A 22,757-nucleotide genomic window follows, 5' to 3' on the forward strand; every position below is an offset into this window, starting at 1 on the left:
TCGCCGGTTGCGGTGGGGGAAGCGGAGACAAGTCCGACTCGAACAGCAAGATCGCGGGCGCGGACACGGGGGCGGCGGCTTCGGCTTCGCCGAGCACTTCGGCTTCGACGTCCGAGGCGGCAGGGCGCCCCAAGATCAGTTTCCCTTCTTATGCCTCGAATGTCTTCGAAGACCAGAAGTCCGGCGATGGTACGAAAGATGCGATCCTCGCGGACAGCGCTATGAGTATCAATTCCATGGATGACGCGATCTTCCAGGGGAGTGCCAGCACGAAGGCCCTGGGGTTCTACAATGCGGGCAAGGCGCTCGGTGCGGCGATCACCTATGTGCAAGGGTATATCGACAAGGGCGACACATGGGTCGGTAAAACCCGGTACTTCGACCGCACTGTGACGGTGTCCGGAGCCAAGGATGCATACGTCACCTACTGTTCCGACGAGAGCAAGTCGTTCCTGAAAAACAGGAAGACCGGCAAGGTGAAGAACACGCCGACGACCGCGGAAAGCTACGTGCTTTACCACACCAAGCTTACGAAGAATGCCAAGGGTGTTTGGCAGACAACTGACATTGTGCCGAATCGGGGGGACAAGGCGTGTCAGCCGTAAGAAAGTTGGTCCGAGGCGCAGCGGTGTTTTCGCTGGCGTGGGGTTCGGTCTTCGTCTCGCAGGCCGCTTACGCGGGTGGACGCGGGGACGATGGGACTGTGACCACCGAGACGCAGGAGCACGGAGATTCGTCCTCGGACGGGACCCTGTCCTCGACAGCCGGCGCCATCGTCTACGACCGCTCCAAGAACGGTTCCGGTGCCTCCGTGGGACCCGTCACCTCGACCACGTCCTGGACGCCGCCGGCCTGCTGGTACGCCCCCAAGTACAGCCCCGCCGAGTTCAAGGCGTACGTGGAACCGATCTGGGCGGCGGACTCCACGGGATACCAGTGGGACGCCGAGCAGCGTGACCGCTACGTCAACGGTCACCCCTACAAGGACTTCAACGAGGACAAGACCGGCAAGGGCTACTGGTGGGACTCGTACGTCAACAAGTCCTTCCCGCCGGGGTGGGACAAGTGTGACGAGCCCTATTTCTGGGTGGACAAGGGAGCCGCGCCGCCCGCCGACATCCCGAACACCATCTCCACGAAGATCCTCGGCGAACTTGCGTACAACGAGATCCGTGTCCCCACCACAGAGGTGAGCCTGAAACCCGCGGGCACGACCAAGGTCAACCTCGCCACCTGGGCATGGCTGGACAAGGCCACGTTCAAGCCGGTGTCGGTCACCGCCAGCGTTCCGCTGCTCGGCATATCCGCGACGACGACCGCCGAACCCGTCTCCCTCAGGATCGACCCGGGTACTTCTGACGCGGTGACCTATCCGGCTTCCGGAGTCTGCGAGTTCAACAACGGCAGTGTCGGTGAGGAGTACACCGCGGGTGACGCAGGCAAGACGCCCCCCTGCGGGGTGAAGTACCTCCGCTCCTCCGGCAACGGCTCGTACCAGCTCAAGGCGACGGTGACCTGGAAGATCCACTGGACCGGAAGCGACGGCAACGGCGACAACCTCCCCGACGGCGCCTTCGGCCGATCGCAGGACGTCGTCGTGCAGGAGATCCAGTCCGTCAACAGGTGAGAAATGTCGTCCGGTGACGGCGATCGGGACCTGGCCGTGTCACACACAAGTGCACCTGGCCAGGCCTGCACCCAAGCACGCCGCAAGCCTTTTCCGGCTCATCGCAGTAGAGGGTGTAGTCGGGTCTGTCGGTTTTCGAGGTCGCCGGCACGGATTTCAGGCTCGGCTGCACTCCTGTCCGAGCGCGACGAGACGTGCGCTGCGGAACGAGCTATGCACCCTCGTTGTCATCGCGCAGGGAATGGATCATGCTCTGCAGGATTCGGAACGCGTCTGACTGCTCGGTCTCGGTCAGGCCGGCCAGCATTCTGGCCTCGACGGATCGGACGGCTGCGCTCGCCTTCTCGAGGCTTCGTCGGCCGCGAGGCGTGAGCCGCGTGGGAAGCGCCTTCCCGACGGGCGCCTCCGCAGGCCTGGTCACGTAGCCGTCTCGTTCCAAGGCCTGGAGTAGCACGTTCATCGTCTGCCGTGTCACGAACGCGCCTCGCGCGAGCTCGGAGTTCGACAAGCCCGGTCGTTGCGCCAGCAGCTCGAGGCAGGAGTAGTGCGTCACGCTCATCCCGAGCGGCCGCAGCACTTCCTCCATGGCCGCGCGGAGGGCGCTCGACGCTTCTTTGAGCAGGTAGCCCAGTGACGTCTCCAGGTCGACGCCGACACCTTCTTGACTCATGTCAGTATTCTGACATACCTTGCCGCATGTCAGAAAACTGACACGAAAAGAAGGAGTATCATCATGCCCGCCACCGGCCCCGACTTCATCTCGCTCCAAGTGCGCGACCTCGACGCTTCGCAGGCGTTCTACGAGCAGTACCTGGGCCTCGTCCGCTCGCCGGCCGGACCTCCGCACGCCGTCGTCTTCGAGACGAAGCCGATCGCGTTCGCACTCCGCGACGTCATACCCGGCACCGACCTCACATCCATCGCTCAGCCCGGTATCGGTGCCGCGATCTGGCTCCACGCCACCGACGTCCAGGCCATCCACGACGCGCTCGTCGCCGACGGTCACACCATCGTCTCCGCACCGATCGACGGCCCCTTCGGCCGGACCTTCACCTTCGCCGACCCCGACGGCTACCAGGTCACGCTCCACGACCGCGCTTGATCGACCCAACACCACCGGACGATCATCAGCGGTTGCGCCCTGGGCTCGTACGTGACGCCACCTTCTGCCCTGCTGACCTGACGGCGTTCTGCCGGCTGGATGACCTCGGCTTGGAAGTGGTCGGCCAACAGCTGCATCCCGACCACGCCGTGTTGCTCTGTCGAGTGGTCGACCCTGACGACTGGTGCCATGCCTGCGGCTGTCTGGGGGTGCCGCGCGACAGCGTGCTGCGCCGACTGGTGCACGTCCCGCTCGGCTGGCGGGCAACGATCCTGCACGTCCGCATCCGCCGCTACCGCTGTTCGGGCTGTGGGCAGGTCTGGCGCCAAGACACGACCGCGGCCGCCGCGCCGAGGGCGAAACTCTCGACGCAGGCGGTGATGTGGGCGTTGAAGAGTGTCGTCATCGACCGGATGTCGATCGCCCGGATCGCCGCCGGGCTCGGGGTGTCCTGGCACACCGTCAACGACGCCGTCCTGGCGACCGGCCACCAGTTGCTGATCGCCGACCCGACCCGCTTCGACGGTGTCCAAGTCTTGGGCATGGATGAGCGCGCGTGGCGCCACACCCGCCGCGGGGACAAGTTCGTCACCGTCATCATCGACCTCACCCCGGTCCGCGACGGCGCCGGACCGTCGAGACTGCTGGACATGGTCGAAGGCCGATCCAAGCAGGTGTTCAGGACATGGCTCGAGGCCCGGACACCAGCGTTTCGCGACGGGATCGAGATCGTGGCCATGGACGGCTTCACCGGCTTCGAGACCGCCGCAGGCGAAGAAATCCCCGACGCAGTAGCGGTGATGGACCCCTTTCATGTTGTCGCCCTGACCGGCGATGCGCTGGACCGATGCCGCCAACGCGTCCAGCAAGACACCTACGGGCACCGCGGCCGGGTCGGTGATCCGCTCTACGGCATCCGCAGAGTGCTGCGCACCGGTGTCAGCCTGCTCACCGACCGCCAACACGCCCGACTCACCACCGTATTCACCGCCGATGAGCACGCCGCGGTCGAGGCGACCTGGGGTGCCTACCAGCGCATCGTGTCCGCCTACCGGCAACCCGACCGCCGCGCCGGCAAGACCGAACTCGCCGCCGTCATCAAGACGATCAGCCACGGCGTCCCGGCCGGACTGCCCGAACTGAGTCGACTCGGCAGAACACTGAAACAGCGCGCCGCTGACGTGCTGGCCTACTTCGACCGACCCGGCACGTCCAACGGCCCGACCGAGGCCATCAACGGCCGACTCGAACACCTCCGCGGCACCGCCCTCGGCTTCCGCAACCTGATCAACTACATCACGCGCAGCCCGTTTGACACCGCGGTTTCAGACCCCGACTACACCCTCTGCCGCGATGAGCCGGGAATCCTCTGAGGTTACGCAGCATCGGCCCCTCAACCCGCTCGTAGTGGTGCATGGCGTCACCGTTGCGGTTACGCCGGATGAACTCGGCCACGTCGTCCCCCGGCCCGCTGAAGATCTTGCTCCGCAACCCTTCCAGCTGGGCCTTGGGTTCCCTGAAGTGGATGACGGCCGGGACCGCTCGATCAAGGTGCCCGAGTAGCTGCGATCGCCGGGCCCCGTCTCCTCGTCCCGGACTGAGCTGTGCGGGGACGCGCTCGCGGACTACTGGCCGAGGCTGGAGCGGGCCAAGGCCCTGGCGGACACGGCCCTCGCCAAGGCGAAGCGGGCGCAGCCCGACCTCTCCTCATGTGTCCCAGTTTTCCTCGAACCAGTGGCCGACGTCCTGCCACCAGTGCCGGTTCGGGATCCTGCCGTCGGACGCCTCCTTGGGTCAGGCGGGCGACGAAGGAAGCGGCCAAATACAAGGACGATTCCACCGGCAGCAAGTCGGACGGTGACAAGCCGGACGAGGGCAAGAGCCATGCCCATCCCCCCGAGACGGCCCCTTCTCCCGGACCTCTCACCCGCCCCCTCCCCGGGGTGAGAGCAACGTTCCCTTCCGGTCACCCACAGCCACAGCACGGAAACGCCGCCTCCCTACCTTCGGGCTCAGTCACTCATCCGAAGTCGGCAGACCGAGCACGCGGAGCACCGTGGAGGCGTCATGACAGCCCCAGCCCCTACGTCACGTAGTCGCTGGATCCAGGAGTGGGATCCGGAGGACGAGGCGTTCTGGAAGGACAAGGGAGAGAAGATCGCCCGGCGGAACCTGGCCTTCTCCGTCCTCTCCGAGCACATCGGGTTCTCGATCTGGACCATGTGGTCCGTGCTGGTGCTGTTCATGGGCCCGCAGTACGGGCTCACCCCGTCGGACAAGTTCCTGCTGACGTCGATGGTCACCCTGGTCGGCGCGGTCGTCCGGGTGCCCTACACCTTCGCCGTCGCCCTCTTCGGCGGCCGGAACTGGACCATCATCAGCGCCGGGCTCCTGCTCGTACCGACCGTCGCCGCGTTCGCGGTGATGAAGCCGGGGACGTCCTTCACCACCTTCCTCCTCGTCGGCCTGCTGGCCGGCATCGGCGGTGGGAACTTCGCGTCCAGCATGACCAACATCAACGCCTTCTTCCCGTTGCGGAAGAAGGGGTGGGCGCTGGGGCTGAACGCGGGCGGCGGCAACATCGGCGTGCCCGTCATCCAGCTCGTCGCGCTCGCGATCATCGGGGCGAGCGGCGGACCGCGCGTCCTCCTCGGCATCTACATCCCGCTGATCGTCGTCGCCGCCGTGCTCGCCGCCCTCTTCATGGACAACCTCGCCACGGTGAAGAACGACACCGGCGCCGCGATCGACGCGGCCAGGGACGCCCACACCTGGATCATGTCCTTCCTGTACGTCGGCACCTTCGGCTCGTTCATCGGCTACGCCTTCGCCTTCGGGCAGGTGCTCCAGGTCCAGTTCGGGCGTACCCCCCTCCAGGCCGCCTACCTCACCTTCATCGGACCGCTCCTCGGCTCGCTGATCCGGCCGCTGGGCGGCTGGCTCGCCGACAAGTACGGCGGGGCGCGGATCACCCTGTGGAACTACGTCGGCATGGCCGCCGCCACCGCGCTCCTCGTGATCGCCAGCATGAACAAGTCGCTCCCCCTGTTCGTCACCGTCTTCGTCGCCCTCTTCGTGCTCAGCGGGCTCGGCAACGGCTCGACGTTCAAGATGATCCCCGGCATCTTCCAGGCCAAGGCACTCGCCAAGGGCTACGAAGGGGAGGCGGCCGTGCTGTACGGACGACGTCTCTCCGGCGCCTCCATGGGGCTCATCGGGGCGGTCGGCGCGCTCGGCGGCGTCGGCATCAACCTCGCCTTCCGGCAGTCGTACCTCTCCTACGGCAGCGGCACCGGTGCCTTCGTCGCCTTCCTGGTCTTCTACGGCCTGTGCTTCGCCGTCACCTGGGCCGTATACCTTCGCCGGCCGGTCGCCCAGGGACACCCCACGGCCGCCTCAGCGGCAAAGACGCAGCTCAGCTATGCCGAGGTGTGACGTAACACTGGTGACATGAAGCGGAACCGAGCCTGTCACGCGCCGTTGACAGGCTCGGGTCGCATGCGGGTCAGCTAGGAGAGCAGCCATGTACGAGGTACAGCAGCGACCGGACGACGGCGGTCAGCACGGTCCCCTCGCGGGGTTCACCGTCGGGGTCACGGCCGCGCGTCGCGCCGACGAGCTGGGAGCACTGCTCCAGCGGCGTGGCGCCGCCGTGCTGCACGCCCCCGCCCTGCGCATCGTGCCGCTCGCCGACGACGGGGAGCTGCTCGCCGCCACGAAGGAGATCATCGACCAGGCGCCGGACGTGGTCGTGGCGACGACCGCGATCGGGTTCCGCGGCTGGATCGAGGCCGCGGACGGGTGGGGTTTCGGCGAACAGCTGCTGGAGAGGCTGCGGAACGTCGAGCTGCTCGCACGCGGGCCCAAGGTGAGGGGGGCCGTCCGGGCCGCCGGGCTCACCGAGGAGTGGTCGCCGTCCTCCGAGTCCATGGCGGAGGTGCTGGACCGGCTCCTGGAGGAGGGCGTCGACGGCCGCCGGATCGCCGTACAGCTGCACGGGGAACCGCTGCCCGGGTTCGTCGAGTCGCTGCGGGCCGCGGGCGCGGAGGTGCTGCCGGTACCGGTGTACCGGTGGATGCCGCCGGAGGACCTCGGGCCGGTGGACCGGCTCCTCGACGCCGTGGTCTCGCGCTCGGTGGACGCCCTCACCTTCACCAGCGCGCCCGCCGCGGCCTCGCTGATCTCCCGCGCCGAGGACCGCGGGCTGCGGGACGACCTGCTCGCCGCCCTCGGCCACGACGTCGTCCCCGCCTGCGTCGGGCCGGTGACGGCCCTGCCGCTCCAGGCCCTCGGGGTCGACACCATCCAGCCGGAGCGCTTCCGGCTCGGCCCCCTCGTACAGCTTCTCTGCCGGGAACTCCCCTCGCGTGCCCGGGCGTTGCCGGTCGCCGGTCACCGGGTGGAGATCCGGGGTCACGCCGTCCTGGTCGACGGCGACCTGAAGCCGGTACCGCCGGCCGGCATGTCCCTGCTGCGGGCGCTCTCCCGCCGTCCGGGTTGGGTGGTCGCCCGCTCCGAACTCCTCCGCGCCCTGCCCGGCGCGGGCCGCGACGAGCACGCGGTGGAGACGGCGATGGCCCGGCTGCGTACGGCCCTGGGCTCGCCGAAACTGATCCAGACGGTGGTCAAGCGCGGGTACCGGCTGGCCCTGGACCCGGCGGCGGACACGAAGTACGGGGACGCGTGAGGGACGGCCGGGAACGTGGGCCCGGCCACTCCCTCAGACGTAGGTCACCTGGTGGATGTACAGACACTCGTGTCGCGGGACGATGAGGTACAGGAAGAACCCGCCGGGGACATCCGCGACGTTCCCTTTGGGCCCGGCCTCCTGGTAGGAGGTGCCGTCGAGGTAGAAGGCGGACGCGGCCCGCACCAGCTCGTCGGCTCTTTTCTCGATCTCGGCGACAAAGGCAGGTGGCGAGCCACCAACGACGTACTCCTCGGCCGGGTCGTACTCCCACCGCCAGGTCACCCGGCCACCGCCTGTTGAGCCTCGGCCTCGACAGCTCGCAGCTCCGTCGTCGCCGTCCGGAAGCCGGGGTCGTCACGGCTGTTTGTGGCGTGCAGGGCCGCTAGGGCCGCCTGGTAACGGGAATGGAGATCGGGCCGTCGTTCGATCTCCACCTGTGCCTGCCAATAGGCCAGCCAGTGCCGAAGGTGGCCGATCTTGCCATCCTGAAGCGCGGCGGCCAGCGCCTGTTCCTTGTGCTGTTCCATCTCGGACAGTCGGTGCGGGGCGATGCGGGCCAGCGCGACCCGAACCGCGTCCGGCGTCGACTCGGGGCGCGGGATCAGCTCATGACCATGGTCGGGCTGTGTGGTCACGCGGCGGCTCCTCTGTCCTTCGCTTCCTGCCCCCACCGTACTGGGCATCACGGACAACGGCGTGGTCTCACGTCGCACCTGCCACATCACATGCGACGCCCTTCCGCGTTCCCTCAGGTCCCCGGCCCCTCACCTCGAACCACAGCAGCTTCCCGGCACCCCGGTCCAGTGGGCCGCCGTCGCCGATCGGCCAGCCGCCCCATGCGTCGGCGTACTCCTGCACGAGACGCAGCCCGCGTCCCTCTTCGGCATCCGCCGGGGCCGGCCGGACGCTGTCCCAGGGCGGTTCGCCGAAAGGGGCGGGGATGCGCGGGTGGCTGTCCCAGACCCCCACCCGCAGCCGGCCGTTCGCGAGGGCGGTCAGTCGGAGGGAAGCGGGGCCGTGGGTGTGCCGGTAGGCGTTGGTGACCAGTTCCGACGTCAACAGCGCAACGGTGTCGAGGGATTCTTGCCTGCCGTGGCCGCTGAGCGCCGCCCGTACGGTCATACGTGCGACGCGTGCCGCGCGCGGATCATTACGTGCGACGCGTGCCGCGCGCGGATCATGGGGCAGGCGAAGGGCGTACGACCAGGTGCCGGACGGGGATACGGTGTCCACACGGGCCTCCTACGAGAGACGCGACTCAGGTTCGCTCAACGACCGCGCCGGGCGGTGGCTCTGCCTGGAAAGGTGCGCTTCCGGCTTCTCGGACGGCTGGTTGAGCGGTGTGCTTTCACCGTAGGGCAGTTAGTTAGATGCATCTAACTGAATGCCATGAATGCATCCATGCTTCACTCGTGCGAGGGAGCGCAAGGCCGCCTCACAGCAGAAGGGAGACGGTGTGCCGTCCACCGAAAGCCCCACGCTCCGGCAGCGACGGCTGGGAGCGGAACTGCGGAAACTGCGGGAGCGGGCTGGACTCACCGCCACCGGCGCCGGTGCACTCCTTGGCGTCAACCAAGCACGCGTCAGCATGATCGAGACCGGCCGCACACCGGTCAGCGCCGACCGACTGCGCTCCATGGCCCGTGCTTACGACTGCTCCGACGAGGAACTCATGGACGCACTGGCCTCGATGACGGGCCGACGCGGTCGGGGCTGGTGGGAGGAGTACCGCGAACATGTGCCGGTGGCGCTCGTCGACCTGGCCGAGTTGGAGCACCACGCCTGCGCGCTGAGGGTCGCACTGCTCATCCACATCCCGGCGTTGCTGCAGACGACCGACCACGCCCGCGCGCTCTTCCGGTCGGTGGTGCCGCCGATGCGCCAGCACGAGATCGAGCACCGGCTCACTCACCGAATCAAACGGCAGGGCATCCTGCACCGGGCAGACCCACCCTTGTACACGGCGATCATTCATGAGGCCGCACTCCGTATGGCATTCGGCGGCGCGACCGTCGCCCGAGGCCAGCTCGCGCACCTGCTCGACATGAGCGAATTCCCGCACATCTCCGTACGGGTGGTCCCCTTCGGCGCTGACAACTTCCCCACGACCGGCCAGTCCTTCGACTACGTCGAGGGCCCTGTCCCACAGCTCGACACGGTTCAGCTGGACTCCCATCACGGCGCCTGCGAGTTCCTCGACGCCGAAGCCCAGTTGGCCAAGTACCGAGCCGTACTGGGCCGCATGGAGTCCTGCGCGCTCTCACCGGCCAAAAGTCGGGACTTCATCCACCAGCGGATGCTGGACCTTTGATCTCCGAGGAGGCACCTGTGCGCATACTCCACTGGCGTGCGTCGACCCACAGCGGCGACGGGTCGAACTGCGTCGAGATAGCCCCGGCGCCCCAGGCCGTCCATATCCGCGACTCGAAGCACCCCGACGGCCCCCGCCTCACCGTCACGCCCTCCACCTGGGCGGACTTCGTGGCTGGTGGGCTTAAGCCCGGATCCCTGTCCCGTGGCTGACCTGACCTGGTACGGCGTTCGGTGCGTCTTCCGGCACCGAGTCCTGGGGGTGTACGAGGAGCGGGTGACGCTGTGGACCGCAGGTTCGCTGGACGAGGCGATCGGGCGGGGAGAGGACGAGGCCCGGGCGTACTGCGAAACGCTCCACGACGTCGAGTACGTGAGGTTCGCCGAGGCTTTCCGGATGGACGGGACGCCCGGGGAGGGGGCCGAGGTCTTCTCGCTCATGCGGGAGAGCGAGCTTCCCGCGGGGGAGTACGTGATGCGGTTCTTCGCCACGGGGGACGAGCGGGTGGGCTGACCGGCGTACGGCGCTCCGGGTACCGGCTGCCGGTAGGGACTCGGGTCAGTTCGCCTCGTTCGCGGGCCTCTTCTGTGGGGTGCCGCCACCATATCGCCCCGGAACCGCACCCAACCCCCGTGCGAGGGCTTCCGGCCGGTCCTCGGGCCGGGCACTGTGAAGGGACACGGTTCGCTGTCCTAGGCGGTGACAGGCACATGGCACTGGGTACGGCCGCGGCCCCCTACGAGCTGCGCTTCGACGCCGGGCGGATCTGCCTGGACCTGCTGGCGACCACGCATCCGGGCGAACGGCTCGACGGGCCGGAGCCGTTGCGGGCCTGGATCACCGGATCCGGGCTGGTCCCGGCGGGCACGCCGTTGGCGCACGCCGACCCGGGATGGTTGCCGGGCTTCCGGGAACTGCGCGGTCACATGGCGGAGTTGGTGCGCGGCCGGAACGCTGCGCGGACCCGGTCGTACGATCTCGCGCTCGCCCGCGTCAACGAGCTGGCCGTCGCCGCGCCCCCGGCCCCGCGTGCCGTCTCCGGCGAGGACGGCTCCCTGGTCCGGGAGTTGGCGGGACCGCCCGGGTGCGCGGCGCTGCTCGCGGCCGTCGCCCGGGACGCCGTGGAACTGCTCACCGACCCCGTCGCCCGGGCGGCGATCCGGGAGTGCGAGGGCGACACCTGCCCCCTGGTGTATCTGGACACCTCCCGGGGCCGCAGGCGCCGTTGGTGCTCCAGCGAGGTCTGCGGCAACCGCGAACGGGTGGCCCGGCACCGCCGTCGAGCCGCACTCGCCCGCGCCTGAACCCCGGGCTTCCCGTCATCCGACCGGCCGACCCGAGCGGCCAACTCCTGTCCCATTGACGGCTTCTGCCGGACCTTCACCGAAGCTCCCGGAACGTGATTTCGACAACACTCCGTTTGGTGACCGCCGCGTACGGGCAGCCCGCCCCTCCTCGACGATGTGTCGGAAATGTAAAGATCACGAGGTGGGAATGTGCTGTCATGTCCCGCTCGTCATGGCACCACGCAGAAAAATGTGGGGTCTTGTTGAACACCCCGCGAGTCACTTCCGTACCGGTGGGGGAGCGACCGACTGGGGGAACCCCCGGACACCGGAGGTGGGCGTGCGCAAGGATGCGGCCGTGGCCAATGAACGTGGATCGAGGGCCCGACATCGCATGTCCCAGCCCTCGGAGCCTGATGAGGAGCTGATGCGTGCCCTGTACAGGGAGCACGCCGGACCTCTCCTCGCGTATGTCCTGCGACTGGTCGCCGGTGACCGGCAACGCGCCGAGGACGTCGTGCAAGAGACACTCATCCGTGCCTGGAAGAACGCCGGTCAGCTCAATCGAGCGACCGGATCGGTACGCCCCTGGCTGGTGACGGTCGCTCGCCGCATCGTCATCGACGGTCACCGCAGCCGGCAGGCCCGGCCGCAGGAGGTCGATCCGTCGCCGCTGGAGGTCATCCCCGCGGAGGACGAGATCGACAAGGCGCTGTGGCTGATGACGCTGTCCGACGCGCTCGACGACCTGACCCCGGCCCACCGGGAGGTGCTCGTCGAGACGTACTTCAAGGGGCGTACCGTCAACGAGGCGGCCGAGACGCTGGGCATACCCAGCGGCACCGTTCGCTCTCGGGTGTTCTACGCCCTGCGGTCGATGAAGCTGGCGCTTGAGGAGCGGGGGGTGACGGCGTGATGAGTGTGTACGGGGGGCACGGCGGGTTCGGCACAGGTGGTGCGGGTATGTCTGGTGCCATGCAGGAATCTCCGGTGCCCAATGAGCACGAGACCGTCGGCGCGTATGCGCTGGGGATTCTCGACGACGCCGAGGCAACCGCTTTCGAAGCGCATCTGGCCGGGTGCGAATGGTGCGCCCAGCAGCTCGACGAGCTGGCCGGGATGGAGCCCATGCTGGCGGCCCTGGCCGATCTGCCGGGCTCCGGAAGCACCCCGTCCATCGGCGAGTCGCTGTCCGCGAAGCCCAGCCCCCGGATGGTCGAGAAGCTGGTCGTGGAGGTGGCCGAGAAGCGGAAGGTCCGCAGCCGGCGCAACCTCTTCGCCCTGGCGGCCTCGATCGCGCTGATCGTCGGCGGCCCGCTGGCCGTGCTGGCGGCGAGCGGCGGATCCTCGGGCGGCACCTCCAACACGGCGGGCGGGACGGCTGCCCAGGCGGCCTTCCAGACCCTGTCCGACAAGATGACGGCCACGGACCCGACGACCCACGTCACCGCGACCGTCGCCCTGGAGAAGAAGGACTGGGGCACCCACGCGGTCCTCCAGCTCAAGAACGTCAGCGGCCCGGAGAAGTGCTCGCTCATCGCCGTCGGCAAGAACGGCGAGCGTGAGACGGTCTCCTCCTGGTCCGTCCCGAACTGGGGCTACGGCCTCGCCGACGCCAAGACGGAGAAGGCCAAGCAGCCGCTCTACGTCAACGGCGGCGCCGCCTTCACCCCCAACGAGATCGATCACTTCGAAGTGATGACGTTCAGCGGCAAGAAGCTGGTCTCGGTCAGCGCGTAGCTTCGGCGGGCCCCCTTCGCGTACGGTTGACGGCTGCCCAGCACGTCAGAAGGGGGCCCGGTGGCCGCTCAGGCTCAGCAATCCGCGGTCGGCTCGCACGGCTCCGCACCCGACTCCACAGAGGACTCGGTTCGGGACCGTGAGATCAGCGTCGAACAAGCACACCTCGACCGGGTGTACAGGCGCCTCGAGGAGAAGATCCACGAGGCGGAGTTCCTGATGAACGACGCGGCCCAGCGCGGTCAGGTAGGCACCCCCGGTGCGCTCGCCGAGCGGGACGCGCAGGTCTTCCGGGCCGGCGTCCACCTCAACCGGCTCAACAACGAGTTCGAGGACTTCCTCTTCGGCCGGATCGACCTGCTCCTCGGCAAGGACGGCAAGAAGGGCCCCGACGGCGCCTACACCGCCGTGGAGCCGGCGCAGGGCGCGGTCCGCGCCGACAACACCGCCGACATCGCCGAGACCCTGCACATCGGCCGCATCGGCGTCCTCGACCAGGACTACGCGCCCCTGGTCATCGACTGGCGGGCGCCGGCCGCGGCCCCCTTCTACAGGTCCACTCCGGTGGATCCCGGGCGTGTCGTACGACGCCGGGTCATCCGCTCCAAGGGCCGTCGCGTCCTCGGTGTCGAGGACGACCTGATGCGCCCCGAGCTCACCGCGTTCCTGGACGGCGACACGCTGCCCGTGATCGGCGACGGCGCCCTGATGGCCGCCCTCGGCCAGGCCCGCAGCCACACCATGCGGGACATCGTCGCCTCCATCCAGGCCGAGCAGGACCTGGTCATCCGCGCCCCCGCCGCCTCCGTCACCTACGTCGAGGGCGGTCCGGGCACCGGCAAGACCGCCGTCGCCCTGCACCGCGCCGCCTACCTGCTCTACCAGGACCGGCGCCGCTACGCGGGCGGCATCCTGATCGTCTCCCCGACCCCGCTCCTGGTGGCGTACACCGAAGGCGTCCTGCCCTCCCTCGGCGAGGAGGGCCAGGTCGCCATCCGCGCCATCGGCTCCCTGGTCGACGGCGCGGAGGCCACCCTCTACGACACCCCGGCCACCGCCCGCGCCAAGGGCTCCTCGCGGATGCTCCGGGTGCTGCGCAAGGCCGCCCGCGGCGCCCTGGAGCTGACCGACTCGCCGACCCGGCTCCGGGTGGTCGCCTTCGGCCGCCGCCTGGAACTGGAGGCCGAGGACCTCGACCGCATCCGGCAGAACGCGCTGGGCGGCACGGCCCCGGTCAACCTGCTCCGCCCGCGCGCCCGCAAGCTGCTCCTCGACGCCCTGTGGGCCCGCTCGGGCGCGGCCGGCCGGCACACCGACCCGGAACTCGCCGCCGAACTGCGCTCCTCCTTCGACGAGGACATCCTCACCGAGGACCCGTTCATCGAGTTCCTCGACGCCTGGTGGCCCGAGCTGACCCCGCGGACCGTGCTCACGGCCATGGCCGACGAGAGACGCCTCGGCCGCTGGGCCCGCCGCATCCTCAACCCCGGTGAGGTCCGCCGGGTGGCCCGCTCCCTGAAGCGGGACGGCCACACGGTCCACGACATCGCCATGCTCGACGAGCTCCAGGCGATCCTCGGCGCCCCGGCCCGCCCGAGGCGCAGGCGCGAGGCGGACCCGCTGGACCAGCTCACCGGCCTGGAGGAGCTGATGCCGGTGCGTGAGGAGTCCCAGCGCGAGCGCGCCGAGCGGCTCGCCCAGGAGCGCGTCGAGTACGCCCATGTCATCGTCGACGAGGCCCAGGACCTCACCCCGATGCAGTGGCGGATGGTCGGCCGCAGGGGCCGGCACGCCACCTGGACGGTCGTCGGCGACCCGGCCCAGTCCTCCTGGTCCGACCCCGACGAGGCCGCCGAGGCCCGCGACGAGGCCCTCGGCAGCCGCCCGCGCCGCCGCTTCGAGCTCACCGTGAACTACCGCAACCCGGCGGAGATCGCCGAGCTGGCCGCCAAGGTGCTGGCCCTCGCCATGCCCGGCGCGAAGTCCCCCTCGGCCGTCCGCTCCACCGGCGTCGAACCCCGCTTCACGGTGGTGCGCGACTCCCTGGAGAAGACGGTGCGCGCCGAGGCGGAGCGGCTGCTCGGCCTGGTGGACGGCACGGTCGGCGTGGTCGTCGCCATGGACCGGCGCGCCGAGGCCGCCCGCTGGCTGGCCGGACTCGGCGACCGGGTGGTGGCCCTGGGCAGCCTGGAGGCCAAGGGCCTGGAGTACGACGCGACGGTCGTGGTGTCGCCCGCGGAGATCGCCGACGAGTCCCCGGCCGGGCTGCGCGTGCTGTACGTGGCGCTCACCCGGGCGACCCAGCAGCTGACGGTGGTCTCCGCGGAGCGGGACGAACCGGACGCGGCGGGAGTGCCCGACCTGCTCAGGGACTGAGGCCGGGAGCGGTCCGGGGGCCGTTCGGCTGGAGGTTTCCTGTGAAGTCGGCGGACGGGAATGGCCAGACGGGATCTGTTTGTTAGCCTTGTCGTGACACCGGCCCGATCCAAGCCCCCGGGCCCAACCTTCGTCGCTGCGAGCGACCACTTGCCGCGAGGCGAGCATGGCGGGTCGGTGTCATGAACGTCGGAGAGGCCCACGTCAGGTGTGACGTGGGCCTCTTTTCCGTGCGAACAATAGGTACTCAATCAAGCCCGGCTAACGCCTACCCGGCGGTAGGTGCGACGATCGGACGGCAAAACCAGCGACACGGTGAAACGAAGGAAGTCGGCCATGGCAACGGCGCCCAGCGTCTCCTACTCGATGACCATCCGGTTGGAGGTGCCCGCGAGCGGAACGGCCGTCTCGCAGCTCACCACCGCCGTGGAGTCCTCCGGAGGCTCGGTCACCGGCCTCGACGTCACCGCGTCCGGCCACGAGAAGCTCCGTATCGACGTCACCATCGCGGCCAGCTCGACCGCCCACGCCGACCAGATCGTCCAGCAGCTGCGCGGCATCGAGGGCGTCACCCTCGGCAAGGTCTCCGACCGTACGTTCCTGATGCACCTCGGCGGCAAGATCGAGATGGCGTCGAAGCATCCCATCCGCAACCGTGACGACCTCTCCATGATCTACACCCCGGGCGTGGCCCGCGTGTGCATGGCGATCGCGGAGAACCCCGAGGACGCGCGCCGCCTCACCATCAAGCGCAACTCCGTTGCGGTCGTGACGGACGGCTCCGCGGTCCTCGGCCTCGGCAACATCGGCCCCAAGGCCGCGCTGCCCGTCATGGAGGGCAAGGCGGCCCTCTTCAAGCGGTTCGCGGGCATCGACGCCTGGCCGCTGTGCCTCGACACCCAGGACACCGACGCGATCGTCGAGATCGTCAAGGCCATCGCGCCGGGCTTCGCGGGCATCAACCTGGAGGACATCTCCGCCCCCCGCTGCTTCGAGATCGAGGCGCGCCTGCGCGAGGCCCTCGACATCCCCGTCTTCCACGACGACCAGCACGGCACCGCGATCGTCGTGCTCGCCGCCCTCACGAACGCGCTGCGCTGCACCGGCAAGGCGATCGAGAACATCCGGGTCGTCATGTCCGGCGCCGGCGCGGCCGGAACGGCCATCCTCAAGCTGCTGATCGCGGCCGGCGTGAAGAACGCCGTCGTCGCCGACATCCGCGGTGTCGTGCACTCCGCCCGCGAGGACCTCGTGGACGCGCCCGCCGACTCGCCGCTGCGCTGGATCGCCGACAACACCAACCCCGAGGCCCTCACCGGCTCCCTCAAGGAGGCCGTGCGCGGCGCGGACGTCTTCATCGGCGTCTCCGCCCCGAACGTCCTCGACGGCGCGGACGTCGCCGCCATGGCCGACGGCGCGATCGTGTTCGCACTCGCGAATCCTGACCCCGAGGTCGACCCGGCGATCGCCCGCCAGACGGCCGCCGTGGTGGCCACCGGCCGCTCCGACTTCCCGAACCAGATCAACAACGTGCTGGTCTTCCCGGGTGTCTTCCGTGGCCTGCTGGACGCGCAGTCCCGTACGGTGAACACGGACATGATGCTCGCGGCCGCGAAGGCTCTCGCCGACGTGGTCACCGAGGACGAACTGAACCCGAACTACATCATCCCCAGCGTCTTCAACGAGAAGGTCGCGGGGGCGGTGGCGGGGGCGGTCCGGGAAGCGGCGAAGGGCGCCTGAGCCCCGCGTCGGGGGTGTGGCCCCCGGGGCAGACGGCTGTGAAACTTGCCACGCTCCAGAACCGGCGCGTCGTGAAACCCCCCCTTCGGCCCAGCCGTAGGGTAGGCGCGGCGCCCGGATTGGCGTTCCCGCCGCAGGTGGGGGCAGGATGCGTCCCGGCCCAACATGCGGCTTCGCCGCGTGGCACGCCTCAATGGCAAGAAGAACACGGGAGTAACAACATGAACCGCAGTGAGCTGGTGGCCGCGCTGGCCGACCGTGCCGAGGTGACTCGCAAGGACGCCGACGCCGTGCTGGCCGCGTTCGCCGACGTCGTCGGCGACATCGTCTCCAAGGGCGACGAGAAGGTCACCATCCCCGGCTTCCTGACCTTCGAGCGCACCCACCGTGCCGCTCGTACCGCGCGCAACCCGCAGACCGGCGAGCCGATCAACATTCCCGCGGGCTACAGCGTGAAGGTCTCCGCGGGCTCGAAGCTGAAGGAAGCCGCGAAGGGCAAGTGACCTTGCCGTCCGTAAGCCACGGGACGGCATACGGCGCGTGACACGACGATGGGGCGGCCCCTCCACCAAGGGGCCGCCCCATCGTCGTACCGGCACCGGAACCGCCGCCCGAGCGGGGGCTGCGCCGGCCCGCGGCACCTGCCGCATCGGCGACCCCACCGAGGCCCCCGAGAGGGCGCTCACCGGGCCCGGGCCCGGTCGGGGCGGCGGTCAGCCGGGGGGTGCCGGGAGGCTGGCCCTCGGGCTCCCGGCCGGAGGGTGTGGTTCCGGCCGGAGGGTGCTGTTCCGGGCCGGGGTGGGGCGGTGGTCGGCCAGGGCCTAGCCCGGCAGTTCTGCCTTCGCGCCCGGTCTCCCGGGCGGCCCCCACCCCGCCCGAGGGCGTTTCCGGGGGCCGGGGCGGATGTCAGCCGTGAGGGCCGGATGGTTCTGCCTTCGCGGCCGGTTCCACGAGCTTGTCCGTGCCGTGTCCGCCCGGGGGCAGCCCGCCCCCGGCCGGAGGGTGCTTCCCGGGCCGGGGTGGGGCGGGCGCGGTGGTCAGCCGAGGGCCTTGCCCGGGAGTTCCACCTTGGCGCCCAGTTCCACGAGCTTCTCCATGAAGTTCTCGTAGCCGCGGTTGATGAGGTCGATGCCGTGGACGCGGGAGGTGCCCTGGGCCGCGAGGGCCGCGATGAGGTAGGAGAAGCCGCCGCGCAGGTCGGGGATGACCAGGTCGGCGCCCTGGAGCCGGGTCGGTCCCGAGACGACCGCGGAGTGCAGGAAGTTGCGCTGGCCGAAGCGGCAGGCCGAACCGCCGAGGCACTCGCGGTAGAGCTGGATGTGCGCGCCCATCTGGTTCAGCGCGGAGGTGAAGCCGAGGCGGGACTCGTACACCGTCTCGTGGACGATGGACAGGCCCGTCGCCTGGGTCAGGGCGACCACGAGCGGCTGCTGCCAGTCGGTCTGGAAGCCGGGGTGCACGTCCGTCTCCAGCGCGATGGACTTCAGCTGGCCGCCGGGGTGCCAGAAGCGGATGCCCTCGTCGTCGATCTCGAAGGCACCGCCCACCTTCCGGTAGGTGTTCAGGAACGTCATCATCGAGCGCTGCTGGGCGCCCCGGACGTAGATGTTGCCCTCGGTCGCCAGCGCCGCCGACGCCCAGGACGCCGCCTCCAGACGGTCCGACAGGGCGCGGTGGGTGTAGCCGCCGAGCTGGTCCACACCGGTGATGCGGATCGTGCGGTCGGTGTCGATCGCGATGATCGCGCCCATCTTCTGCAGCACGCAGATGAGGTCCTCGATCTCCGGCTCGACGGCCGCGTTCGACAACTCCGTGACGCCCTCGGCGAGTACGGCCGTCAGCAGCACCTGCTCGGTCGCGCCGACGGACGGGTACGGCAGCTGGATCTTCGTACCGCGCAGCCCCTTCGGCGCCTCCAGGTACTGCCCGTCCGCACGCTTCTCGATGGTCGCGCCGAACTGCCGCAGCACGTCGAAGTGGAAGTCGATCGGCCGGCCGCCGATGTCGCAGCCGCCGAGCCCGGGGATGAACGCGTGCCCGAGCCGGTGCAGCAGCGGACCGCAGAACAGGATCGGGATCCGGCTGGACCCCGCGTGGGCATCGATGTCGGCGACGTTCGCGCTCTCCACGTACGTCGGGTCCAGCACCAGTTCACCGGGCTCCTCACCCGGCCGTACCGTCACCCCGTGCAGTTGCAGCAGGCCGCGTACGACCCGCACGTCACGGATGTCCGGAACGTTGCGCAGCCGACTCGGCGCACTGCCCAGCAGCGCGGCGACCATGGCCTTCGGTACGAGGTTCTTCGCACCGCGGACCCGGATCTCGCCCTCCAGCGGGGTGCCGCCGTGGACAAGCAGGACATCGTCGTTGACGGTCATGAATCTCGCGTTCCGTGGAGTTGGGCAGGGCTGGAGAGACAGAGTAATCGCCCATCGGCCCCCTGCCGTAAGCCCAAGTGCCGCGCAGCTGCGTCATAGCTGTGTCACAACACGAACCGTTCCTCTTCGGGCACGAGGGGTCACCGGCTGTCACCGTGCGCCGGGGACGCTTCCGTCCTCCCTGAGCTGCATTCACTCCCACACCCTGATTGGCTCCCCACCGGGCGGGAAGATGCGGGATCATGTCTGGCATGACCGAGGTGTCCTCGCTCACAGGGCGGCTGCTCGTGGCCACGCCCGCCCTGGCGGACCCGAACTTCGACCGCGCGGTGGTGCTCCTTCTCGACCACGACGAGGAGGGCTCCCTCGGTGTCGTCCTCAACCGGCCCACCCCGGTGGGCGTCGGGGACATCCTGGAGGGCTGGGCCTCCCTCGCCGGCGAGCCCGGGGTCGTCTTCCAGGGCGGCCCGGTGTCGCTGGACTCCGCGCTCGGCGTCGCGGTCATCCCGGGCGGCGGGAACGGCGACCGGGCCCCGCTCGGCTGGCGCCGGGTGCACGGCGCGATCGGACTGGTCGACCTGGAGGCACCGCCGGAACTGCTCGCCTCGGCCCTCGGCTCCCTGCGGATCTTCGCCGGGTACGCCGGATGGGGCCCCGGCCAGCTGGAGGACGAACTGGTGGAGGGCGCCTGGTACGTCGTCGAGTCCGAACCCGGCGACGTCTCCTCCCCGTCCCCCGAGAGACTCTGGCGCGAGGTCCTGCGCCGCCAGCGCAACGAGCTCGCGATGGTGGCCACGTACCCCGACGACCCGTCGCTCAACTGATTCACGCGCGCCTCGGTACCCTTGGCGGCATGAGCACTCTTGAGCCCGAGCGCGGGACTGGTACGGGGACCCTCGTAGAGCCGACGCCGCAGGTGTCCCACGGCGACGGCGACCACGAGCGCTTCGCCCACTACGTCCAGAAGGACAAGATCATGGCGAGCGCGCTCGACGGCACGCCCGTCGTGGCGCTGTGCGGCAAGGTGTGGGTGCCCGGCCGCGACCCGAAGAAGTACCCCGTGTGCCCCATGTGCAAGGAGATCTACGAGTCCATGAGCGGCGGCGGCGACAACGAGGGCAAGGACAAGTAGCCCCCCGCCTTCCAGCTCGGCTCTCTGAGGCCCCGAGCGCGCTCCGGCGTGCGTCGGGGCCTTTGCCGTGGTCCAGACCTCTTGCCGAGGTGTTCGTGTTGTCCCTACCCTCCGTTGTGGTGTTGTGCGGAGCGAAACGGCTATTGCACATGCTGCAACGATGTCCGTCGCGTGCAGGGGGGAGGAGCTGTGGCCGTGGTGAATCTTGTGCGCGGGTCGTACGGCGGTCGGGGGTTCGGGCGGCGGGAATTCGGCCGCCGCCGCGTCGACGGCCCGGCGGTGCGGCGGGCGGTGCGGTGATCGGCTCGGCGCCCCTCGCCCTATTCGCGGCGAGCGCCGTACCGCGATTCCGGTTCCGCTTCCGGACCGCTTCCTGATCATGTTTCCGGTGACCCGTGGGAAGGGGTACGCGCTTTCTCCCGGGGACCCTTTTCCCGGTCGCCCCGTGACGGCGATTCCGGAGGGCGATTCCGGTGCCGGAGTTCTTCGTACTCGTACAGCGACGGCCGGTCCCGGGACCGAGCCGTGCGGTTAAGGACTGACATGGTGGACGTGATTCCCGAGCCCCGTGACGCGGTTGTCCACGGGGACGGTTTCTTCGAACTGGACACGCGGACCGGACTGTCGGCGGGCGAGGGCGCCGCGCCCACGGAACGCTGGCTGCGCAACACCCTGGGGGCGGCCACCGGCCTGCCGCTGCCGCCCGGTGCGCGCGCGGACGACAACGTCGTACGGCTGTCCGTCGACCCGGCGGTCACCGCGGACCTCGGCGTGGAGGGTTACCGCCTCGCGGTCACGCCCACCGGCGTCGATCTGGCGGGCGGCGGCCCGGCCGGGCTCTTCTGGGGCGCCCAGACGCTGCGTCAGCTGCTCGGCCCCGACGCCTTCCGGCGCGCCCCGCTGCCCGGCGGTTCCCGGCGGCTGCCGCTGTGCCGGATCGAGGACGCCCCGCGCTTCCGGTGGCGCGGCCTGCTGCTCGACGTGGCCCGGCACTTCATGCCGAAGGAAGGCGTCCTGCGCTATCTGGATCTGATGGCGGCGCACAAACTCAACGTCTTCCACTTCCATCTGACGGACGACCAGGGCTGGCGCCTCCGGATCGAGCGGTACCCCCGGCTCACCGAGGTCGGCTCCTGGCGGCCCCGCACGAAATTCGGCCACCGCGCGTCACCGCTGTGGGAGGAGAAGCCGCACGGCGGCCACTACACCCAGGACGACATCCGGGAGATCGTCGCCTACGCGGCCGAGCGGCATATCACGGTGGTCCCCGAAATCGACGTACCCGGCCACTCGCAGGCCGCCATCACCGCGTATCCGGAACTCGGCAACACCGACGTCATCGACACCACCTCCCTGACCGTCTGGGACACCTGGGGGATCTCTCCGAACGTACTCGCCCCCACGGACGACACCCTGCGCTTCTACGAGGGGGTGTTCGAGGAAGTGCTGGAACTGTTCCCTTCGCAGTTCGTCCACATCGGCGGCGACGAATGCCCGAAGGACCAGTGGCGGGCGTCACCGGCCGCGCAGGCGCGCATCCGGGAGCTCGGGCTCGCCGACGAGGACGCGTTGCAGGCGTGGTTCGTCGGCCACTTCGCGACGTGGCTCTCCGCGCGGGGCCGCAGGCTGATCGGCTGGGACGAGATCCTGGAAGGCGGTGTCGCCGAGGGCGCGGCCGTGTCGTCGTGGCGTGGTTACGGCGGCGGGATCGCGGCCGCGCGGGCCGGGCACGACGTCGTCATGTGCCCCGAGCAGCACGTGTACCTGGACCACCGGCAGGCGGACGGCGCGGACGAGCCCGTACCGATCGGCTATGTGCGCACCCTGGAGGACGTGTACCGGTTCGAGCCCGTTCCACCGGAGCTCGACGCATCGCAGGCGCGCCGGATCCTCGGGACCCAGGCCAACCTCTGGACGGAGGTCATGGAGGACCACGCGCGCGTGGACTACCAGGCCTTCCCCCGGCTCGCGGCCTTCGCCGAGGTGGCCTGGAGCGCTCTTCCGGCCCCCCGGGAACGGGACTTCGCCGGCTTCGAGCGCCGGATGGCGGCCCATTACCGGCGGCTCGACGCCCTGGGGGTCGGCTACCGGCCGCCGGGCGGCCCGCTGCCCTGGCAACGGCGCCCCGGGGTGCCCGGCCGCCCGATCGACGGCCCGCCCCCGAACCGGTAGCCCGCTTCGCGTCACCCGCCGGTCCGGAACGCGTAAGGGAAAAAGCCCCCGAGGGTCACCGAAGAGTGTCAATCGGAACTCGCCGCCGATGGCGTACGAAAACGGAACATGTCGCCGGTGAGGTGGGCGAATGCCTCCTAGCGGACCCGTGCGTTCGAGGCTTGCGAAGATGTGCCAGAGTTGCCACGTCCGCCCTGTGAGCA

Annotated in this window: 22 protein-coding genes and 1 pseudogene; 18 read left to right on the forward strand and 5 right to left on the reverse strand. The window is 69.6% G+C overall.

Translation table 11 applies throughout. From position 1 onward, the window contains the following. Nucleotides 1-605: hypothetical protein (locus AB0958_RS25920; RefSeq protein ID WP_366892855.1), on the forward strand; the 605-nt coding region annotated here is incomplete at its 5' end. 98 nt (nucleotides 606-703) lie between these two features. Further along, complete coding sequence (locus AB0958_RS25925) at nucleotides 704-1,627, forward strand: hypothetical protein (protein ID WP_366892857.1); 924 nt, start codon at nucleotides 704-706, stop codon at nucleotides 1,625-1,627. A gap of 211 nt (nucleotides 1,628-1,838) precedes the next feature. Here AB0958_RS25925 and AB0958_RS25930 read toward each other — a convergent pair whose 3' ends face one another. Beyond that, nucleotides 1,839-2,297 carry a MarR family transcriptional regulator gene (locus tag AB0958_RS25930; RefSeq protein ID WP_366892858.1) on the reverse strand — a complete coding sequence of 153 codons (459 nt, stop codon included), beginning with the start codon at nucleotides 2,295-2,297 and terminating at the stop codon, nucleotides 1,839-1,841. A gap of 63 nt (nucleotides 2,298-2,360) precedes the next feature. Here AB0958_RS25930 and AB0958_RS25935 point away from each other — a divergent pair, with 63 nt between their 5' ends. The 4 genes and pseudogenes from AB0958_RS25935 to AB0958_RS25950 all read left to right on the forward strand — a co-directional run bounded on the left by AB0958_RS25935 (nucleotide 2,361) and on the right by AB0958_RS25950 (nucleotide 7,416). Next, on the forward strand, nucleotides 2,361-2,729 hold the full coding sequence (locus AB0958_RS25935; RefSeq protein WP_366892859.1) for a VOC family protein: 369 nt from the start codon (nucleotides 2,361-2,363) through the stop codon (nucleotides 2,727-2,729). Between the two features lie 32 nt (nucleotides 2,730-2,761). Further along, nucleotides 2,762-4,086, forward strand: a pseudogene (locus tag AB0958_RS25940) (ISL3 family transposase). Between the two features lie 710 nt (nucleotides 4,087-4,796). Further along, a complete protein-coding gene (locus tag AB0958_RS25945; protein ID WP_366892860.1) occupies nucleotides 4,797-6,164 on the forward strand; it encodes a nitrate/nitrite transporter in 1,368 nt (455 codons plus the stop codon). 88 nt (nucleotides 6,165-6,252) lie between these two features. Next, complete coding sequence (locus AB0958_RS25950; protein ID WP_366892861.1) at nucleotides 6,253-7,416, forward strand: uroporphyrinogen-III synthase; 1,164 nt, start codon at nucleotides 6,253-6,255, stop codon at nucleotides 7,414-7,416. 33 nt (nucleotides 7,417-7,449) lie between these two features. Here AB0958_RS25950 and AB0958_RS25955 read toward each other — a convergent pair whose 3' ends face one another. From AB0958_RS25955 to AB0958_RS25965, 3 genes are all read right to left on the reverse strand, one after another. Continuing rightward, nucleotides 7,450-7,701, reverse strand: a complete 252-nt coding sequence (locus AB0958_RS25955) for a hypothetical protein (protein ID WP_358983514.1) — start codon at nucleotides 7,699-7,701, stop codon at nucleotides 7,450-7,452. After that, the gene (locus tag AB0958_RS25960; protein WP_358983516.1) at nucleotides 7,698-8,054 is read right to left on the reverse strand and encodes a hypothetical protein; all 357 of its coding nucleotides are present in this window, start codon (nucleotides 8,052-8,054) and stop codon (nucleotides 7,698-7,700) included. The genes AB0958_RS25955 and AB0958_RS25960 overlap by 4 nt, the downstream gene beginning before the upstream one ends. A gap of 67 nt (nucleotides 8,055-8,121) precedes the next feature. After that, entirely contained in the window at nucleotides 8,122-8,652 is a 531-nt protein-coding gene (locus tag AB0958_RS25965) for an ATP-binding protein (RefSeq protein ID WP_366892862.1), read from the reverse strand. 223 nt (nucleotides 8,653-8,875) lie between these two features. Between AB0958_RS25965 and AB0958_RS25970 the strand changes: the two genes are divergently transcribed. The 9 genes from AB0958_RS25970 to AB0958_RS26010 all read left to right on the forward strand — a co-directional run bounded on the left by AB0958_RS25970 (nucleotide 8,876) and on the right by AB0958_RS26010 (nucleotide 17,375). Continuing rightward, the gene (locus AB0958_RS25970; protein ID WP_366892863.1) at nucleotides 8,876-9,730 is read left to right on the forward strand and encodes a helix-turn-helix transcriptional regulator; all 855 of its coding nucleotides are present in this window, start codon (nucleotides 8,876-8,878) and stop codon (nucleotides 9,728-9,730) included. A 17-nt stretch (nucleotides 9,731-9,747) separates the two neighbouring features. Continuing rightward, nucleotides 9,748-9,942: a DUF397 domain-containing protein gene (locus AB0958_RS25975; protein ID WP_366892864.1), complete on the forward strand. Its 195-nt coding sequence runs from the start codon at nucleotides 9,748-9,750 to the stop codon at nucleotides 9,940-9,942. Continuing rightward, entirely contained in the window at nucleotides 9,935-10,243 is a 309-nt protein-coding gene (locus AB0958_RS25980; protein WP_366892865.1) for a hypothetical protein, read from the forward strand. The genes AB0958_RS25975 and AB0958_RS25980 overlap by 8 nt, the downstream gene beginning before the upstream one ends. Before the next feature lie 197 nt (nucleotides 10,244-10,440). Continuing rightward, a complete protein-coding gene (locus AB0958_RS25985) occupies nucleotides 10,441-11,034 on the forward strand; it encodes an ABATE domain-containing protein (RefSeq protein ID WP_366892866.1) in 594 nt (197 codons plus the stop codon). Nucleotides 11,035-11,410: 376 nt separating this feature from the next. Further along, nucleotides 11,411-11,932, forward strand: coding sequence for a sigma-70 family RNA polymerase sigma factor (locus AB0958_RS25990; protein ID WP_010039908.1), 522 nt, complete (start codon nucleotides 11,411-11,413; stop codon nucleotides 11,930-11,932). Beyond that, nucleotides 11,932-12,756, forward strand: coding sequence for a zf-HC2 domain-containing protein (locus tag AB0958_RS25995; RefSeq protein WP_361333845.1), 825 nt, complete (start codon nucleotides 11,932-11,934; stop codon nucleotides 12,754-12,756). The genes AB0958_RS25990 and AB0958_RS25995 overlap by 1 nt, the downstream gene beginning before the upstream one ends. Nucleotides 12,757-12,816: 60 nt before the next feature. Further along, nucleotides 12,817-15,132, forward strand: coding sequence for a UvrD-helicase domain-containing protein (locus AB0958_RS26000; protein ID WP_366892867.1), 2,316 nt, complete (start codon nucleotides 12,817-12,819; stop codon nucleotides 15,130-15,132). A gap of 336 nt (nucleotides 15,133-15,468) precedes the next feature. Then, nucleotides 15,469-16,872 carry an NAD-dependent malic enzyme gene (locus tag AB0958_RS26005; RefSeq protein ID WP_132890533.1) on the forward strand — a complete coding sequence of 468 codons (1,404 nt, stop codon included), beginning with the start codon at nucleotides 15,469-15,471 and terminating at the stop codon, nucleotides 16,870-16,872. Between the two features lie 221 nt (nucleotides 16,873-17,093). Beyond that, nucleotides 17,094-17,375, forward strand: a complete 282-nt coding sequence (locus AB0958_RS26010) for an HU family DNA-binding protein (RefSeq protein WP_046733427.1) — start codon at nucleotides 17,094-17,096, stop codon at nucleotides 17,373-17,375. 534 nt (nucleotides 17,376-17,909) lie between these two features. On the opposite strand, the gene murA is transcribed toward AB0958_RS26010, so the two are convergent. Next, on the reverse strand, nucleotides 17,910-19,250 hold the full coding sequence (gene murA / locus AB0958_RS26015) for a UDP-N-acetylglucosamine 1-carboxyvinyltransferase (protein ID WP_358983422.1): 1,341 nt from the start codon (nucleotides 19,248-19,250) through the stop codon (nucleotides 17,910-17,912). Nucleotides 19,251-19,501: 251 nt separating this feature from the next. On the opposite strand from murA, the gene AB0958_RS26020 reads away from it, so the two are divergent. The 3 genes from AB0958_RS26020 (at nucleotide 19,502) to AB0958_RS26030 (ending at nucleotide 22,554) form a co-directional block, all read left to right on the forward strand. Next, nucleotides 19,502-20,074 carry a YqgE/AlgH family protein gene (locus AB0958_RS26020; RefSeq protein ID WP_358983442.1) on the forward strand — a complete coding sequence of 191 codons (573 nt, stop codon included), beginning with the start codon at nucleotides 19,502-19,504 and terminating at the stop codon, nucleotides 20,072-20,074. Nucleotides 20,075-20,103: 29 nt separating this feature from the next. Then, the gene (locus tag AB0958_RS26025) at nucleotides 20,104-20,382 is read left to right on the forward strand and encodes a DUF3039 domain-containing protein (RefSeq protein ID WP_132890535.1); all 279 of its coding nucleotides are present in this window, start codon (nucleotides 20,104-20,106) and stop codon (nucleotides 20,380-20,382) included. 543 nt (nucleotides 20,383-20,925) lie between these two features. Next, the gene (locus tag AB0958_RS26030; RefSeq protein ID WP_366892868.1) at nucleotides 20,926-22,554 is read left to right on the forward strand and encodes a beta-N-acetylhexosaminidase; all 1,629 of its coding nucleotides are present in this window, start codon (nucleotides 20,926-20,928) and stop codon (nucleotides 22,552-22,554) included. The last annotated feature ends 203 nt before the right edge of the window (nucleotides 22,555-22,757 follow it).

The organism is Streptomyces sp. NPDC006655 (assembly GCF_040703965.1).
In the GTDB taxonomy this organism is placed as follows: Bacteria; Actinomycetota; Actinomycetes; order Streptomycetales; family Streptomycetaceae; genus Streptomyces.